This is a genomic window from Gardnerella sp. DNF01205, from assembly GCF_049244135.1.
GTDB lineage: Bacteria > Actinomycetota > Actinomycetes > Actinomycetales > Bifidobacteriaceae > Bifidobacterium > Bifidobacterium leopoldii.
This window is the reverse complement of sequence record NZ_CP058378.1, coordinates 1,353,011-1,372,129: the sequence shown is the minus strand read 5'-3', so window position 1 is coordinate 1,372,129 and position 19,119 is coordinate 1,353,011. Positions and strand designations below refer to the sequence as shown.

Here is a 19,119-nt window from a genome sequence, read left to right as displayed (position 1 = left end):
ATTGCCTAATTGCTAGAATTAAGCGTATGAGTGAGGATACTGCATTACAAGCATTATTTGACGGTACGTTACGCAATTCTTCTGGCAATGTGACTAATGCGTTGCTTGTGTATGGTGCGCCGAATACTGGTAAAACGCAGTTTGCTGTGCGCGCAGCAATTTCCGGCTATAAGCGTTGGTCGCATAATGTTACTGCGATGGCTGTGCAAAATCGTGTTCTTGCTTCAAAAATTGACAATATTATTATTCGTCAAATTGGTGTGAGTAAGCAGTCTCGTCCAGTTGGCACTTTGGCTTCTTTAGCTTTTAATATCATTTCTGCTTGCTGTAAGTTAAAGAATGAGCCTTCGCCTAAGCTGCTAAATGGTGCTGAGCAGGATTCTTTGCTTCGTAAAGTTTTGCGCGCACACATTGAGCATGTTATGCGTGGAGATAATGGTGATTGCAATATATGCGCGCTTTTTAAGGATTATTTTGAAACGTCTCAATGGGTTATTCCATTAACTTGCGCAGTTTCTAATACTTCCGCCACTTCTAACACTTCCGCGCCTTCAACAACTCAGGCTGCTCAAGCAGCTTCTTCGTCTCCAGAATTTTTGGCAGATAGTTTCGATATTAACAACGCTTTTATGCATCAATTGCGCGATATGCTCGCTCGTTTAGATGAGCTTGGTATTAGCGATTTTGAAAGCGAAAATTCAGTTCTTTGCGCTCTTAGTGACGAGCAATCTTACGCCAATAATAGTGATATTTTACAAACGTCTGTGCTTATTAAACGTAGATTAACTCAATGGCGTTTGGCGTTTGCTTTGCGAGCTGAATATCGAAAAATAATTGCCGACACTTATAAATCTTCTTTCCGACTTGACGCTTCGCAACTGTTGGTTGAGGGCGCAAAATCTGCGCGCGAATTAGGCGAGCATGGTTTAGTAAACTCTTCTGAAATTCCGGCTCTTCTTGTAGTCGATGATTATCAAGATATTACTTTGGCTGGTTTGAGTTTTATTGAGACTTTGTCGAAGATTGGCACGCGTTTAGTTTTGCTTGCGAATCCGGATGAATCTGTGCAATCGTTTAGAGGAGCGTACCCGGATTATGCAATTTCTGCAGCTTTGGATGAGTTGAATGCTGCTGAACAAACTTTAGAATATACGGGTTTTACTGATTCTTGCGAAAATTCTTCCGACGATTCTGCTGATTCTTCTAAAAATTATTCTGCAGATCCAACTTTTGCAAATTATACCCAAGCACCTTCGATGCGTGAATTACTCGCTTCGCGCGTTTCTCTTTCGCTTACTTCGCAATATAAAACAGATGTTGCGCTCCCAAATCGCCCTTGGAAAATGCCAAAATTTGTAGGGTCCTTACCGATTGAGCCTATAGAAACCCCACAAAATTCTCATCTAAACTCAGATGACACTGTTTTTACAGCGTTATATCGTTCACAGCGCGAGGAATTAGATGCTGTTATTTGGCAAATGAAGCAATCTCACGTAAATAATAAGCGCAAGTGGAGCGATATGGCGTTAATTGCGCACGACAATTCCACTGTTCGTCTTTTTGGCGAGCAGCTTCGCGCTTCTGGAGTTCCTGTGCGATACTCGTTAGTAGCTCGCCCATTAAAAGATGAGCCGTTTGTGCAAGGTTTATTTGCGCTTATTGAACTTGCTCAATTTGCGCAGCACGGTTTTTCTGGAATTGTTGAGCAAGTAAAACATGGTAGAAGTTTGCAAAATTTGGCTTCGTGGGTGCGTTTGCGAGTTCAGAATATTATGGATAGTCCACTTTCCTCGATTACTAAGAGCGATTCTGGATTTTACGGTGATTTAGACGTTGAAATACCTGCGAAGTTATATTCTGTAGATTCGCTTATGCGTTCTCTTTCTTCTCTTTCGGCTGTTTTAATTGAGAAAAATTGTGAAAATAACAAGAGCTTTGAATCTAATGCGCCTTTGCGAAATCTTGTTCATAACTGGGATTTGTTGCAAAATTCGCTTCATAATGCGCAAAGCAAAGCGTACTTTGAATCTCAAATTTTGGTTGATAATAGTCGTATTGATGGCAGTTCAAATGATCTTATGCCATTGTCTCTTGATGCATGCTATTTGCTTTGTGTAGCAGATGTTGCACGTTTTATAGATGATGATTCTAATGTTCGTAAAGATTCTTTAGTTCGTTTTGATTATTCTTCAAATAGTGCTGCGCTTTCTAAGGAAAAACTTTCTAAGGATGCACTTTCTGAAGATTCATACTTTAATGATTCTACAGTGTTGCAAATATTGCAGAATATGGCACCTCGGAATCCGCACGTTGCATCTTTTGTAAAACTGTGGAAAAACGTGCAAATTCTCGCTTCTCGTATGCACAATAATCCTGATTTGAGTAGTGCTCAATACGCTCTTGGTGAGGCTTGGAATATTTGTCATGTTGCTGAGCGTTGGCAGCGTATGTCTTTACAGCATAATTCGGAAGGTTATCGAGCTAACGATCGCTTGGATGCTGCAATGCGTCTTTTTGATTATGTTTCTTCATATGCTTCTTCTGATATCTCGTCAATGAATACGTTTGACGATACTTTTAAACAAGAAAATATTGTAAGTATTGCAGATTTTATAGCTCAAGTTCGTGGCATGGAAATTGAAGCTGATTCTCTTGCTAAAGTAGCGCCTGTTCCAGATGCTGTAACGCTTACTACTCCTGCTGGTTCTGTTGGAAAACATTGGAATCTTGTGTGGATGCCTACTTTGCAACAACGTGTGTGGCCAAATCTTGCTTCTCGTAGCACTATGTTTGGCGCAGAAAGTTTAGCGAATATTATTTTGCATTCTAAGATTTCTGCTTCTAAATTGACTGTGAATGCGTCACTTCTTTCAAATAATGATAAATCTGCAGTTTTTGCCTCGGAGCAGCGCAGTTTTTTGTTAGCTATTACGCGCGCAACAGAGCGTTTGTATATAAGCGCGCAATATAGCGATAGTGCTGTGCCAAGCGACTTTCTTTATTATTATTTGCCTGAAAGATACTACAATAATGAAAATTCGCGCACGCCTTTTACGGAATTTACTACACCTTTTGCCGGTTTAGATATGGATGTTCGTGGATTAGTGTGTGCTGCTCGTTCGCAAATTTTGCGTGCTTCTTCTATGAAAGAAGAGTTTGGAAATAGTGTAGGTAATGCAGGTAATGCAGGTAGTGCGAATAGCTCCGATAGTGAGAATAGTAAGTCTAGAAATGCGATTATTGACGCTGCTCAAACGTTGCAATTACTTAAAGAAAATGGAGTATTTTGCGCTGATCCTTCTGAGTGGGATTTTATGAGCGATGTCGATGACTATGTTGATGAGAAATCTTCTGTTGAAAAAGACAATGAAAAAAATAATGAAAAATATAATGAAAAAGCTAGCTCTGCTAAAAAAACTAACTCTGTTGTAAGCTTGTCTCCTTCAGCTGTAGATAGTTTGTGGGCATGCCCTGTGTGTGGATTGGTCAATCGTCAGCTTTTAGGCCCTCAACCCGGCAGCGCAGCAACGTATTTTGGCACGCTAATTCACGAAACTGCAAGGTGGGCAAGCGAAAATCAGCATTACGATATGCCGGAAACTGAAGTTGATGAAACTGAAGCGACGAATAATGCGGCTGAAGCGACGAATAATTCAGCCGACTATTCGCCTTACTCTCCGCTTGTGCGCCGCAGTAACGCAATCGCAAATCTTATGGAAAACTATTACTTAAGTATTGCGCCTGAACTTGCAGATATTCGAGATAGTAAGGAGCATTATTCGGCTCTTGCGCGTGAGAAGAATATTAAACGTGCGTTACATGCAATTGCGCAATATTTTGTTACTTCTTACGATCAATCAACATATGCGCTTAACTCAAAAAAGTCAGAAAACGGCATATTAGAATCTCTTACAAAAAGCGAAAAATCTTTAGAAAGCAGCATAGGCAGATTGCAACAAGCGTATTGCGAATTGCAAACAAGCGCGCATTTTGGATTTAATGATATTACTCGCGTATTGAACAATACTTTTAAGAATGCAAATTTGCAAACCGTTACTACGCATGACTGCTACGAATTGATGGGTGCTTTAGTTGGAGGGTGGCCGGATGGCGCAAGTGAAGATATGCAAGTACATATTCACGGTCGAATTGATCGCATGGAAAAGCGCATCAATTCAGATGGTTCTGAGCATATTCGTTTACTGGACTACAAAACAGGAAAACCTTTAACAGCAAGCGGAGTTTTTAACGATTTGCAGCTAGTTTGCTATCAGCTTGCTTTACTTTTTTCTGATGAGAATCCGCTTATTGATGCTTCGAATGCGCCGATTATTTCACGAAGTGTTCTATTTCACGTTGCTAAGAACGATTATCCTGCTCAAGATCATAACGTTGCTGAAAACGTGTATCAGCCGCCGCTTTGCGTAAAAAATACTTTAAATAATAATCCGCTTGAGTTACGAGTTGGATTCAAAAATATGGCAAGATTGTTAGATTGTCCGCAGCTTGACGATATTGCGAAGAATTGTCCAGAAAATGTAAGCGAAAACGCTTGGCAGTCGTTTACATCATTAAATCAAAGCGCAAAATGGTCTCTTACTATGATTTCGCGCGTTTGCTATGCTGCTGCGGCAGTTCGTTCGCATAAGATTATTGCGCACCCAACTTCTGAACACTTGAAGTATTGCAATGGAAAACAAGTATGCCCAGCATGCGCAGGTTGCATAGATACTGTATATGAGGTGCTGTAGTTATGATTGATAAAACAAATAAGCAATTTACTCGCAAGAACACCGATAGCGTGGAACAAGCTGCAGCAATTCAAGCGCCAACAAATAAGAACATGATTATTGTTGCAGGAGCTGGAAGTGGCAAAACGTATACGATGACTCGTCGCGTTATCGACCTTATTGAGCGCGGAGTTGCTCCTGAAAGTATTTTGGGGTTGACTTTTACTAATAAAGCAGCTTCTGAGCTGCTTGCAAGAGTTGCTCAAGCTGTAAGTCAGCATAGTAGCGAAATAAATAAGCTCATTAATAACGGAAATTCTGCATCTTCAAGTGGCTTTTTGAAGCCAGAAGTAATGACATACGATGCTTTTTTCCAGTCAATTGTGCGCCAATATGGTTTGCTCGTTGGATTTGATCAAAATACGCAACCTTTAAGCGATGCAGGTGCGCGCGAATTAATAAAACCGCTAGTAAACGATTATGTTACTAATCATGCGGAAATACTGTCTTGGTATAGTTTTGATGCGCTTATTGACGACGTGCTTGCGCTCGCAGCAGATATTTCATGCTCGATGATTGGCATAAATAGCAGGGGAGAGTCTATAGATAGCACGTCTAAAGCTGTTCTAGAAATTCAAAAGTGGAATAACGCTTGGATTGAACATTTGCAAAAAGCAATTGATTGTGCTGAAACTACTGAAATAATTGCAAAAAAGCCTAGCTCTATTAAATTGCGTCGCGGAAAAAACGATTCGGATGAAAAATATTTCGAAAAGTGCGAAAATTACGGAAAAGAATACGTAGAATACCTGAATATTACATTAAAAAATAAGTGTTATGAATCTTGTAATAACTTGCTTGAAGCTGCTAAGAAGCGCAATGCATTACTTGAATTAGTTTTGGCTTTTGACGCAGCAAAGCAGCGCGCAAATATGGCGCAATTTAGCGACTTTACTATTGCTGCATACCGTTTGGTGACGCATTTTCCTTCTATTGCAGAGCAGTATCGCCGCCAATACAGCCAAGTTTTGCTTGACGAATATCAAGATACTTCTACCACTCAAGCAATGCTGATTGCAACGCTGTTTCATAAAAAAACTAGCGGTGTTGAAGAAGCTAGCGTTGTTGCGAAAACTAGTGAAAATCAAGACTTTTTGACTACTCAACAAACGCATATTGCTGCAGTAGGTGATCCCTTCCAAGCTATTTACTCGTTTAGAGGAGCTAGTTCCGGAGCTTTCAGAAAGCTTGAGCAAGCACTAAATATCGACCAGTCAAGTGAGTTTTCTCTTACAAGAACGCGACGCAATTCGCAGCTTATATTAAAAGCTGCAAATTCTATTACGAAACCTTTGCGAGTGCCTCCGCTTCGTCATAGTAGTTCACTTGCTACAGAAGTAGAAGTGAAAAACTTGCAATACTTAGATAATGCGCCAAAAGGTACTTTTGGTGTGTTAAATATGCCTACGCAATATCAAGAAGTAGAAGCCGTTGTGCGTTTTGTAAAATATGTAAAACATAATGCGCTATCTGAAAACGACGATACTAATTCTGCATCTGCTAGAGTTGCAGTTCTTTTCCGTAGCAAAAATAATATTCCGTTATATGAAGAAGCATTACAAAAAGCAGGTTTGCGCACTCTTACTGTTGGGTATTCTGCATTGCTTGAAAAACCAGAAATTCGAGATGTTTTAGCTCTTCTTTCTGTTGTTGCAGATCACACAAATACTCAAGCTTTGATGAGATTGCTTGCAACTCCTCGTTTTGCGCTTAATACTGACGATTTGGCTGCTATAGCTAATATTGCAACATCAAAGAATATCGAATATGTTTTTCGTGCTTTAGTGCAAGCAGGTTTAGTAGACGCTGAAACTCCTCGCTCTAAGTGGTCTCAAGTTGTTCGAGAACAGCAATCTCAAGCTTCGCAAACCAATAGTATTCATGGTGGAGTTTTTGTGGCGGATGTTTTGCTTGAAGCATACGAAACGCAACTAAGCGAAGAAGCAAAAAATAACGACAAAAACGACAATAATTTGCTTTCTGAGCTAAAAAATAATTTAAGCTCTAAAGCTTATGTAGCAGTGTTAAGAATAGGGCAAATGATTCATGCAATACAACGTGCTCAATCTGGCTCTTTGCAAGATATTATGCGCGTTGCTGTAGAAACGCTTAACGTTGATATTGACGTTGCGCTATCTCGTGCGCTTATGAATGATACTTCCTCTAATGCAACGCTTCTTGACGATATGCACTCTACTGTCGATTCTATTTGTCTACTAGCAGACGCGTATTTGCAAGAAATGAGCGATTTTACAACTCCTACTTTGCATGGGTTTATGTCTTGGATTTTCAATATAGACAAAATTAACGATCAACCTTCTTCAGTGGATGAACCTGCGGATGTCGTATTAATGACTATTCACCAATCGAAAGGTTTGGAATGGCCTGCTGTAGCGATAGTTGGGCTTAATGAAGGCGTGTTCCCAAGTAATCAAGGCGATAATTTGCGCGTAATAGCAACGCAACAAAGTGGCGTGTACAGGGAAAGGGCATACGCAACGCTCGAAGTTGCTGCAAAAGTGCCTGTTTCTATGAGAGTGGATGCAAATATATTGCCAAGATTCCCTCACGATGTTGATCTTGAAACTAGCATGGAACCTCAAAAATCTTTGAAAAATATGTTAACTGTAGACGATATCGACGCAGAAGTTTATGGTTCAAGAGCTAGAGAAATGTTTGATTTGGCAGAAAAGTTCCATGAGCATGAGCAGGCTCCAGTAGAAGCGATTCCTTCAGAAGCTAGCAAAGTGTATGACGCTGTAATGAAAACTGGCACATTGCCTCTTTCGCAAGTCGAGGAGCGTGGGCGCGCTTTGCACATTGACGAGCGTCACCTTATGTATGTTGCTTTGACGCGTGCTAAATTCGCAGCATTGCTCACTTGCAGCCAGTCTAATGCTATGAGCATTGTTGAGAATAAAGAAAATTCTGCCAATGGTGCAGCTTCTTCTGTAGATGAATCTTCAAATATTTCAACTTCTAGAGTTAAAAAACCTTCTGTTTTTTGGCAGGAAATGTATGATTCAATGCGCGGATCTGAAGAATCTCCGGTTCAGGTCACAGCTAAGGTTTCAGATTCTTCAAATCAAGTAGGTTATGTTGTAGGGGAGTCAGCTTCGCAACTTGCGCAATTATTTAGCGAGGAAAGCTCTATTCCAACTGAAGATAATAAGAAGCAATTATCTTGGCCGAGTGCATCTAGTGAAGCTATACGTAGTGTATTGCAAAAATCTGCGCAAGACGTTGTAAATTCAAAAATTAGTAATCAAGTTTCTGGTATTTCAAAAGATAATTCTTTGCTTTACAAAGCTCAAGCTTTGCTACAAGATGCGGATTTAATGCCGAAAATTGATTGGTATTGCAACATTCAAGAGTTAAAAAACAGAGCAGAGCAGCTTTCTAATGTTGAAAATGTCAATGTGACTGCTGTGCAAAGGCGCGCTATGTTTCGTAATAATTATTCGCGCGCGAATGAAGATTTTGATGATGCGGATGCTAAGCGTTTGCGAAAGGAATGGATGGCAATTATTCGCCCTATTCCTAGTGTTTCTTCGCCTGCTTCTGATTTGGGAACTCGTTTTCATGCCTGGGCTGAACAGTTTATAAAAACTGGTTGTGTGAATAAAAATTCTATTCAGTATGACGTTGATGAGAACGTTGGCGAGAATATTGATGAGAACGTTGCTGGAACTTGCGAGAAGATTTCGCAAAATGCAAAATCTTCTGAGCGCAAATTGTTGATATGGAAGCAGCGTTTAATAACATCAAAATGGGCGCATCGCCGTCCTATAGCAGCAGAGCAGTCGATTGTAGCTCATGTTCCAGAATTAGGCGATCAAATTATTAATGGCAAAATCGACGCAATATTCGCAGGTGGTTTAAATCCAGAAGATCCAAGCAAATTGTACACGATAGTCGATTGGAAAACCGGTAGAAAACCAACCAAGCCACAAGATATTGCGCTTAAACTTGGTCAGCTTGACTGGTATCGTCTGCTTCTGTCTCTTATGACTAAGGTTCCGCTTGATGCTATCGATGCCACCCTTTATTATGTGAACATATCGGATGAATGTGAACGGGAAATTCATGCCGAGCAAAAAACGAAAGATGAGATCCTTGCCGAGTTACACTCTGACACGTTAATCTCCTTCGATGATGATGACGCATAAATGTTGCTATTGCAATCATTTTGCCGCAATTTATTTGCTGCAATTTTTGTTTGCTGTAACGTATTTTGCGCCGCGATTGAAACGCATCGTGCATCACTTCGAAAACGTGCAGATTCCTCGTGCAGTGTGTGTGGGCGGGCATACGCACAACATCGATTTGAGTATGAAGTAAGGAAGAATCATGACTGTTGAATTTCGTTCTGTAAAACTCAGCGATATTGATGCAATGGTTAAAGAATATGAACGTACTTGGGGTATTGCGCAAGAAGTTGGGAAAGATGCTTCGTTAAGTCTTTCTCGAAGATGTGTGTTGCATTACTTGGAACCTTCAACGCATGGTACTATTGCTGAAGTAGACGGTAAGTTTATGGGTCTGCTTTTGGCGCGAGTTTTTGGCGCACCTGTTTTATTTCCAGAAGTAGGGAGAATGCTTCGCGAGCAAGAAGCCGCAATGAAAGAAAATTGTGACAAAAACTATGCTCTCGCTTTAGAAGAAGCGTATGGCATGCGCGCGTTGGAAACTAAACTTGAAGCAAAATCTCATATTAATAATTTAACTCAAGCGGAATTGGAGCTTTTCCTTGTATCTCCGGATGCTCGTGGGCATGGTGTCGGTGGAGGCTTGTGGAAGCGAACAATGCATATGCTAAGAAATAATGGCGTAAATCGTTACTATTTGCATACTGATTCAGCGTGCGACGTAAGCTTTTATGATTATCACGGGCTTAGAAGAGATGCTTCTTTTATGCGTTCGGATCATCCTTATGAAGCTAAGAACGTGAAATCTTTGGTGGATGACTTGTATATTTACTCAGGTGAGCCGAGAGTTCGTTCAAAGCAAGCGAATGCTCGTTCTAAAACGTGCTAATAAAAAATATGCAAATGTATAACGTGCGTGACTTGCTTGACAAAAGGAGCAAAGAAATATATGTCGTCGCAAACGGCAACTAAGAAAGCATCGGTATTTTCTCAATATTCTAGATTATTTTCATTTAATGGAGCTAAAGCGTTTTGCGTAGCAGGCGCAATTGCGCGTTTGCCAATGTCTATGATTGCGTTGGGGATTGTTCTTGCATTAAACCATTTGTATAACAACTGGACTATTGCTGGAGCAATGTCTGCGTCGTATGTGCTTGCACAAGCTGCGGTAACTCCTGTGTATGCTAAGCTTTTCGACCGTTTTGGTCAGCGTAAAGTTGGAGTTATTGCGCTAAGTGCACAAGTAATCGCTATGATTTCTTTTGCATGTGCAGCGTTATTTAAGGTTCCTCTTGTTTTGCTTTTTGTGCTAGCAATTGTGATGGGCGTAACTCAGTTTGCTTTTGGCGCGTTGGTGCGTACTCGTTGGGCTTATACATTGCGTGCAGAAAATGACGATTCTTTATTAAACGTTGCTTATGCGTTGGAATCTGGTATCGATGAAATTGTGTTTATATTAGGACCTATTTTAGCTGCGTGGTTAGCAACTTCTGTGCATCCTGTTTCGCAATTATTCGTGCCAGTATTTGCAAGTGGATTGGGCGGAGCTTGGTTCTTTTCTCTAAAAAATACTCAACCTGCTGTGCTTAAAGTAGTGGAAGTTCCAACTGCTGCAGCTGAAGACGTTGATGTATTAATCGCTTCTCAAAAAGAAGATGAAATTTCTAAAGATTATGCGGAATCTCAAAAGCAAGAACCGAAACGCTCATTTGCAGACAAATTTAGTCTTAAGCAATTGCACAATCATCACTCAAAAAAGCGTGGCAAAAACGTGCTGCTTTACCGCGGTATTATCCCGCTAGTGCTCATGTTTGTTGTGTTTAATATGAGTTTTAGTGCATTTGACGTGTCTGTAACAGCTGCAATGAAAGCTCAAGGACTTGATCATTTTATTGGTATGCAGCTGGCATTGTTTGCATGCGGTTCGCTTGTGGGAGCGATTATTTTTGGATCGCATAAATTCCGCGGTTCTAATTGGTCGCATTTGATTGTATTTTTGACTGGTTTAACTGTTGGATTTGTGCTTATGAGTCTTAATATTGACAGACTTATGCTTATGAGCGTTTTTGAAGTGCTTTCCGGCTTATGCGTTTCGCCAATTTTTGCTACTGGAAATCTTATCGTTAAAGCAACTGTCCCTGAAGAATCGCTTACGGAAGGTCTTTCATGGCTACCAACTGCGTCTGCTGTCGGCTGTTCTTTAGGTTCGATGGCTGCTGGAGCTGCAATAGACTCGTGGAATTCGCATGCCGGAATGATGGTTCCGTGGATTTCAACAATGGCAGCTATACCTATCGCAACGTTCGGCTGGTTTATTGTAATGGTGCTTAAAAAGCGACATTAACTGCGCACGCGTGTAAAGTTTCTGCCGTTTTTTCGCTTTAATCCGACCGAAATTTTACAGCTGTGTAAAGTTTCTGCCGCTTTTTGGCTAGGGAACGGCAGTTTCTTTACGCCGCTGTAAAGTTTCTGCCGTTTCAGTTACAAAAGCTGAGTTGAGTCCTAACGGTACACTAGAAAGAAGTGCGCAATATCGCAAGATGTAGTGAGATGAATATGAAAATAGAATATGATGAACGTACTGAGGAAATTCTTGCTGAAGTAGTACGCGATGCGTTGCAATCTGACGCTGATAATATGCGTTCTCTTAATAACCAAGAATCTTCTGCGTCGTCTAAGCAAATTCGACAGTCGGTGAAAAAAGTGAATAAAAAAATGTCTTCTGATACTTCAACTAAATCAGTATCTACTAAAGATGTAAAATCTGCTAAAACTAAATCAACTAAAAAAGCTAAATTCAACAAAGAAACTAAAACAGAAAACGCAAAGTCATCAACTCGTAGAACAGGAAATGTTCTTCCTCCTGTAGTTAACGATCAAAGAGAAGGTGCGCTTATTGCGCCGCCAAAGTATCGTAAAGGCTCAATGCGAATCGTACCGCTTGGTGGTTTGGGTGAAATCGGCCGCAATATGAACGTAATTGAATATAACGGTCATATTCTGCTTATCGATTGTGGTGTGCTATTCCCAGAAGAAGAGCAGCCAGGCGTTGATTTGATTCTCCCAGATTTTCACTACATTCAAGATCGCTTAGACAAAGTTGAGGCATTGGTTTTAACGCATGGTCACGAAGATCATATCGGTGGTGTGCCTTACCTTCTTAAAATGCGTCCCGACATTCCGTTAATTGGTTCAAAGCTAACTCTTGCTTTTGTGGAAGCTAAGTGCAAAGAGCATCATATTGATCCGGAGCTTATTCGCGTAGAAGGTCGCGATAAGATGAAAGTCGGTCCGTTTAACCTTGAATTTATTACTGTTACGCATTCTATTCCAGATGCGCTCGCTGTGTGCGTAAAAACTCCGGCCGGAACGCTTATTGATACTGGAGATATTAAACTTGACCAGCTTCCTCTTGACCATCGCATTACTGATTTAGTTGAGTTCGGGCGTTTAGGTGAGCAAGGCATAGATTTGCTTATGGCTGATTCCACTAATGCTGAAGTACCAGGATTTGTGAAGCCTGAAACTTCGATTGGTCCGGCTTTGGATCGCGCTTTTGCTGAAGCTACGCGCAAAATTATTGTTGCTAGCTTCTCAAGTCACGTTCATCGCGTGCAACAAGTGGTTGACGCTGCGCATAAGTTTGGGCGCAAAGTTGTGTTCGTTGGTCGCTCGATGGTTCGCAATATGTCAATTGCTGCGGATTTAGGCTACTTGCATATTCCTGAAAATACTGTTGTTGACTTAAAACAGGCGAAGGATATTCAGGATGACAAGCTCGTATACATGTGCACTGGTTCACAAGGTGAGCCTATGGCTGCGCTTGGGCGTATTGCAGATGGCAGTCACCGAGATATTACTGTTAACGAATTCGATACTGTTATTCTTGCAAGTTCGCTTATTCCAGGCAACGAGCATGAGGTTTACAAAGTTATTAATAAGCTTGTGCAGTTGGGTGCGCGCGTAATTAACAAAGATAATGCTGCTATCCACGTGTCTGGTCATTGCAATGAAGGCGAGTTGCTGTACTTGTACAACATTGTGAAGCCAAAGTGCGCCATGCCAATTCATGGTGAGCATCGTCACTTGGTTGCAAACGGATTGATTGCAGTAAAAACTGGCGTTGATCCAAATAACGTTGTGCTTGCTGAAGACGGCGATGTTGTGGATTTGTATCATGGCAATGCTGCAGTTGTTGGTTCTGTGCCATGCGGTTACGTGTATGTTGATGGTGATTCTGTCGGTGAGCTTACAGATGAAGAGCTTGAAAAGCGCAGAATTTTGGGCACGGAAGGTTTCGTTTCGAGCTTTGTTGTAGTTGATACAGAGCACGCTGACGTGGTTTCTGGTCCAAAGATTTTCTTGAATGCTGTTGCTGAAGACGAGGCTGATTTTGAGAAGGTTCGTCATCAAATTGTTGAACAGTTGCAAGATGCTATGATGCGCGGCGAGCACGATACTTATAAATTGCAGCAAATTATGCGACGCACATTGGGCAGTTGGGTGGCTCGCGCTTTACGCAGGAAGCCTATGCTCGTTCCGGTAGTTGCGGATATTGCAAAAAATAGTCAAGAATAATGAAAAATAATCAAAAATAAAGAAAAATATTCGCGATTATTCGTAAATAGCTGAAAATAATCGTAAATATAATTAAAAATAAGAAAAAATAAGAAAGGTACAAAATATGCCAGGAGCAAATCTTACTCGCGTAGAAGCTCAAGAGCGTTTCGACGCTATCCAAATGCCAATTCACTACGATGTTGCGCTCGATTTAGGAAAAGGCGGACGCGATTTTACTTCGCGCACAAAGATTGAGTTCGATGCTAAGGCTGGTAGCGCAAGCTTCCTCGATTTAATTGCAAACAGCGTAGAATCCGTGGTGTTAAACGGTACCGATCTTGACGTTTCTAAAGTTTTTGCAGACAGCCGAATTGAGCTTGCAAATTTGCTTGAGCATAATACCGTAGAAGTTGTAGCAAACTGCCAGTATTCCAACACGGGCGAGGGTTTGCACAGAAGTGTCGATCCTTCTGACGGAAACGTGTATTTATATACTCAGTTCGAAGTGCCGGATGCTCGCCGTGTTTATGCTGTATTTGATCAGCCAGATTTGAAAGCTGTTTTTGATTTTACGGTTGATGCTCCAGAAAGCTGGATCGTTACTTCAAACATGCCAATTAAAAGCGAAACAGCGTTAGAGGGCCGCGAAACTGAAGCAGGCACTTTGGAAAATGGTGCTGTAGAAGGCATGAAGCACTGGGTATTCGAGTCAACTCCAAAGATGAGCTCTTATTTAACTGCTATTTGCGCAGGACCTTACGCGCAATGGCACACAACTTACGACAACGAAGACGGTCGCGTAGTGCCAATGGCAATGTACTGCCGTCAGGCACTTAAAGACGCTTTTGCAAAAGACGTTGACTACTTGTTCGATATTACGAAGAAAGGTTTTGCTTTCTACGCTAAGACTTGGGGAGTGCCGTATCCGTACGCAAAGTACGATCAGATTTACGTGCCAGAATATAACGCTGGAGCTATGGAAAACATTGGTATGGTTACGATTCGCGATCAATACGTGTTTGAATCCAAAGTCACGGACGCTTATGCTGAGCGCCGCGTTGTAACAGTTTTGCATGAGCTTGCACACATGTGGTTCGGCGACTACGTGACCATGAAGTGGTGGAATGATTTGTGGCTTAACGAATCCTTCGCAGAATTCACTTCTACTCTTGCAACTGCTGAAGCAACCGAATGGCATGACGCTTGGAGCACTTTCAATTCCGGCGAAAAAAGCTGGGCACTTAATCAAGATCAGCTTCCAACAACGCACCCAATCGTGGCTCCAATCAACGATTTGAATGACACTTCCGTCAACTTCGACGGCATCACTTATGCAAAGGGTGCTTCCGTATTGAAGCAACTCGTAGCGTATGTTGGTCGCGAAAAGTTCTTTGAAGGAATTCACAACTACTTGAGCAAGCACGCATACAGCAACGCAACTTTGGCCGATTTGTTGCACGAGTTAGAGCTTACAAGCGGCCGCGATCTTAAAGCTTGGAGTGCTCAATGGCTTGAAAAGGCTGGAATTAACACGATTTCTACCGAAGTCGAAGAAGCAGGTGACGGCACTATTGCTTCCTTGCGTTTGCGTCAGAGCGCGCCAGCTGAGCATCCTGTTCTTCGCGCACACCGTTTGGCTGTTGGATTCTACAATGTAGACGAAGCAACTGGCGAAATTAAGCGCACAAAGCGAATCGAACTTGACGTAGACGGCGAAGTGACGGAAGTTGTTGAGGCGCGCGGCGAAAAAATGCCAGCACTTATCCTTGTAAACGATGACGACTTGACTTACACGAAGCTACGTTTTGACGAAAAGTCGCTTGAATTTGCTGCCGAAAACTTGTATCGTTTCAAGGATTCTTTGACTCGCTCACTTATTTGGCTCGCGTTGTGGGACATGACTCGCGACGCAGAATTCCCAGCAGAACGCTTCGTGGAACTCAGCCTTAAAGCTTTGGCAACTGAGCGCGAATCAACTACTTTCCGCTATGCTCTTGGTCAAGTGAAAGTAACTGCAAGCCACTACGTTGTCTCAGAGCGTCAAGCAGAAGTCGCAAAGCATGTTGCTCACGAATTGTGGCAGTTGGCTTTGGCAGCTTCTGCAGGTTCCGACGAGCAATTCCAGCTCGTTAAGGCTTATCTTGGATACGGCGAAGTTGGAGATGCTGAGTTCTTGCGCGTAGCTAACGGCTTGCTCGACGGTTCCGTGCGCTTGGAAGGCTTGGAAATCGACAACGACTTGCGCTGGAGCATTTTGATTGCGCTCGCAGGCGTGAATGCTTTGGACGAAGCTGGAATTGACGCGGAACTCGCTAAGCGCGATACTACCGAGAATCGCGAATATGCTTACCAAGCTCGTGCAGCTCGCTCAACTGCAGAAGCTAAGGATTGGGCTTTCGAACAGGCTTTGCGTAATCTCGATTTAACTAATATGCAAATGGGTGCTGTGGTTGCCGGCTTTGCAAGCACAGCTAAAGGCGATTTGGTTAAGCCTTATGTTGAGCGCTACTTTGCTGAAGTTGAGTGGATTTGGAAGAACCGCACATTCCATATGGCTGAGGCTCTGATTGAGGGCTTGTATCCTGTGTATGCGCCGGTTGAGGAGCTGGTTAAGCACGGTGAAAAGTGGCTTGAGGCTCATGCTGATGCGGATCAGGCTTTGCGACGCATGGTGCTTGGTAGCCTTGATTCTTCGCGTCGCACGCTTAAAGTGCAGCATTACAACGCTTCCTTGCGCTAGTGCGATGTCCTGCTTTCGCGCTGCATTGAGCAAGTAAGTTCTTGTTTAATGTGGCGCGAGTTTTTTTGTTTAATGTGGTGCTTGGCTGGCAGTTTTCTGGAGTGGCTGTGAGGGGTGGGGTTACTTGTCTCGCAGCGCTACGCTCCTATACCTCATTTGGACTAGTGGATAGGTAGTTAAGTTTAGTTTTTTGCTTACTTTTTCTGCGGAAATAGTTATTCATCATCACGATTATTACTATCGCTCCGCTTTTATATTGCTCGACCAAGCAACACCCACCCCTCACTACTGATAAAAACGCTAGTGTTTTGTGGTGTGGTAGGAGAGTCTGGTGCAGTTTGTGCAGCAGCGCGAATGCTAGTGTCCACTAGGGGATAAGTATTCAATATCTGCAGAGCATGAATGTTAAAGTTCACTAATCAACAAGTAATCGATGTTCGCAGAAGCATTACTGCAAAGCTTCTTTGCTGCGCTAGCGCGTTATGCGAAACAGTGAGTAGAATTGCGGATAGTGTGTGACGCGCTAGTATGCGATGTTGTTTGCTTGCGCGCAGGATGAAGTGATTTTTGCGAAAGAGGCTTTATTATGCCAAGAATGTTTGGTACAGACGGTGTGCGTGGATTAGCAAATCGCGATTTAACAGCGCAACTTGCGTTAGATTTAGGTGACGCTGCAGTGCGCGTTTTGGGAGATAAAAGCGCGTTTGCGTCTGCTGCAGAAGAAGAAGCGTCATCAGATACTTCTTCTCGCTCCGCTCACGCTCGTCGCCGCGCGCTTATTGGTAGAGATACTCGCGTTTCTGGCGATTTTCTAGCTTCTGCTCTCGCTGCTGGCATGAGTGCTGGCGGTTTTGATGTTATCGATGCTGGAATTATCCCAACTCCTGGCGTTGCTTTCCTCACTTCCGTGCTTAACGTTGAAATGGGTGCTGTTATTTCTGCGTCGCATAATCCTATGCCAGATAACGGCATTAAATTCTTTGCGCGCGGAGGCTTTAAGCTTCCAGATAGCAAGGAAGATGAGATTGAGGCTGTGCTTGGTCAAGATTGGGAGCGTCCAACTGGTGCTGGTGTAGGTCGAGTCAGCCATGATACTACTACAGCTACTAACTTGTATATTGATCATTTAGTTTCTGCTGTTGCGCCTTTAAGTAACGCTTCTACTACGCGCCCAAAGCCGCTTGCAGGTTTGCGTGTTGTAGCAGATTGCGCGAATGGTGCTACTTCTGTTGTTGCTCCTGAGGCTTTGCGCCGCGCTGGTGCAGAAGTTGTAGTTATTAACGCATCTCCTGACGGCTACAACATTAACGATCATGCGGGCTCGACTCATCCTGAGCAGTTACAAGCTATGGTTAAAGCTTCTAAGGCTGATTTAGGTGTTGCGTTTGATGGCGACGCAGACCGCTGCTTGGCTGTCGATGAAAACGGCAATATGGTTAATGGCGATCAAATTATGGGTATTCTTGCTCGCGCTAAAAAGGCTGAAGGCAAGCTTAATCATGACACTCTTGTAGTTACAGTTATGAGCAATCTTGGCTTAAAACTTGCTCTTAAAGATATGGATATTGCAACAGTGCAAACAAACGTTGGCGATCGCTACGTTCTTGAAGAAATGCTCAAGCACGATTATTCGCTCGGCGGCGAGCAGTCTGGTCACGTTATTAATCGCGAATTTGCAACCACCGGCGACGGTACGCTTACTGCTTTGACTTTGTGCCGTGAAGTTGTGCGTTCAGGCAAGAAACTTTCGCAAATGGCTGCAGACTTCCCACAGCTTCCGCAAGCTCTTGTAAATGTGCCAAATGTAGATAAAATGGCTTCGAAAACTAACGCAGCTGTGCTTGCAGCTGTTGAGAAAGAATCGAAACTTCTTGGAAATACAGGTCGCGTGCTTTTGCGTCCTAGCGGCACCGAGCCTCTTGTGCGCGTTATGTGCGAGGCTGCAACTCAAACTCAGGCGGATGAGGTTTGCGCTCGTCTTGCTCAAGTTGTGGTTGATAATCTGAAGTTATAAGTTTGCTTACTTTTGCGTTCTCTGTTTGCTTACATCTCAGTCGGCTCTAGCAGTGCGCAAATAATTTTGATACACTTATATCTTTAGTGCTGCTTTCAAATTCTGCTCGCGGCATGTAAATTTTGTATATTTTCGCGTTATTATGCGCGTTATTTAAAACGGTGAAAAGGAGTCCTATGTTTACGCATCACGCAAGTGTTGATACTAAGCTCAGTCGCGCTGTTGAGCGCTTGCTTGATTCCGCTACAGAAGACGGCATTTTGCCGATTGTGCAGGCAGGTGAGCCTGTTCTTCGCCAGCGTACTGTTGCGTATGATGGTCAGCTTACACGTGCAACTCTTACTAAGCTAATTTCGTTAATGCATAGCACAATGTTGGAAGCTCCGGGAGTTGGTTTAGCTGCTCCTCAAATTGGTCTTGGTCTTGCTATTGCTGTTATTGAAGATCATGTTCGTGATGATGAGGACGATCCTCGTGACATCGCAGAGCTTCCGTTTAGAGCTATTATTAACCCTCATTATGAGCCTATTGGTACGCAAACTCGTAGTTTTTATGAAGGTTGTTTAAGCGTTTCCGGCTATCAGGCTGTACGTCAACGTTGGCTTGATATTCAGGCTACTTGGCAGGATGAGGACGGCAAACAACATTCCGAGCGTTTGCATGGTTGGCCTGCGCGTATTTTCCAGCACGAAACAGATCATCTTCGTGGTGAACTTTATATTGATCGTGCAGAAATGCGTTCACTTTCCACTGATGAGAACCTTGAGGATTATTGGGCAGATGAAGCAGTTCCAGTGGCGGCGGCTCGCACTTTGGGATTTGCTATCTAGGTTTTATTGTCAATTTATTTATTAATTTGATTTTGTT

8 protein-coding genes are annotated in these 19,119 nt (G+C 42.7%); all 8 read left to right on the top strand.

Features of this window, described 5'->3' with window-relative positions; translation table 11 throughout:
* Nucleotides 1–26: 26 nt before the first annotated feature.
* The 8 genes from HXT47_RS05590 to HXT47_RS05555 all read left to right on the top strand — a co-directional run bounded on the left by HXT47_RS05590 (nucleotide 27) and on the right by HXT47_RS05555 (nucleotide 19,082).
* Entirely contained in the window at nucleotides 27–4,751 is a 4,725-nt protein-coding gene (locus HXT47_RS05590) for a PD-(D/E)XK nuclease family protein (RefSeq protein ID WP_421789001.1), read from the top strand.
* A 2-nt stretch (nucleotides 4,752–4,753) separates the two neighbouring features.
* Nucleotides 4,754–8,959: an ATP-dependent DNA helicase gene (locus tag HXT47_RS05585; protein ID WP_421788999.1), complete on the top strand. Its 4,206-nt coding sequence runs from the start codon at nucleotides 4,754–4,756 to the stop codon at nucleotides 8,957–8,959.
* Between the two features lie 181 nt (nucleotides 8,960–9,140).
* The gene (locus tag HXT47_RS05580; RefSeq protein WP_004107272.1) at nucleotides 9,141–9,827 is read left to right on the top strand and encodes a GNAT family N-acetyltransferase; all 687 of its coding nucleotides are present in this window, start codon (nucleotides 9,141–9,143) and stop codon (nucleotides 9,825–9,827) included.
* A 60-nt stretch (nucleotides 9,828–9,887) separates the two neighbouring features.
* Complete coding sequence (locus HXT47_RS05575; protein WP_421788997.1) at nucleotides 9,888–11,282, top strand: MFS transporter; 1,395 nt, start codon at nucleotides 9,888–9,890, stop codon at nucleotides 11,280–11,282.
* 206 nt (nucleotides 11,283–11,488) lie between these two features.
* Entirely contained in the window at nucleotides 11,489–13,516 is a 2,028-nt protein-coding gene (locus HXT47_RS05570; protein WP_004118687.1) for a ribonuclease J, read from the top strand.
* A gap of 106 nt (nucleotides 13,517–13,622) precedes the next feature.
* On the top strand, nucleotides 13,623–16,238 hold the full coding sequence (pepN, locus tag HXT47_RS05565; protein WP_421788995.1) for an aminopeptidase N: 2,616 nt from the start codon (nucleotides 13,623–13,625) through the stop codon (nucleotides 16,236–16,238).
* Between the two features lie 586 nt (nucleotides 16,239–16,824).
* Nucleotides 16,825–18,252 carry a phosphoglucosamine mutase gene (gene glmM / locus HXT47_RS05560; RefSeq protein ID WP_421788993.1) on the top strand — a complete coding sequence of 476 codons (1,428 nt, stop codon included), beginning with the start codon at nucleotides 16,825–16,827 and terminating at the stop codon, nucleotides 18,250–18,252.
* Between the two features lie 176 nt (nucleotides 18,253–18,428).
* Nucleotides 18,429–19,082 carry a peptide deformylase gene (locus tag HXT47_RS05555; RefSeq protein WP_004107289.1) on the top strand — a complete coding sequence of 218 codons (654 nt, stop codon included), beginning with the start codon at nucleotides 18,429–18,431 and terminating at the stop codon, nucleotides 19,080–19,082.
* Nucleotides 19,083–19,119: the final 37 nt, after the last annotated feature.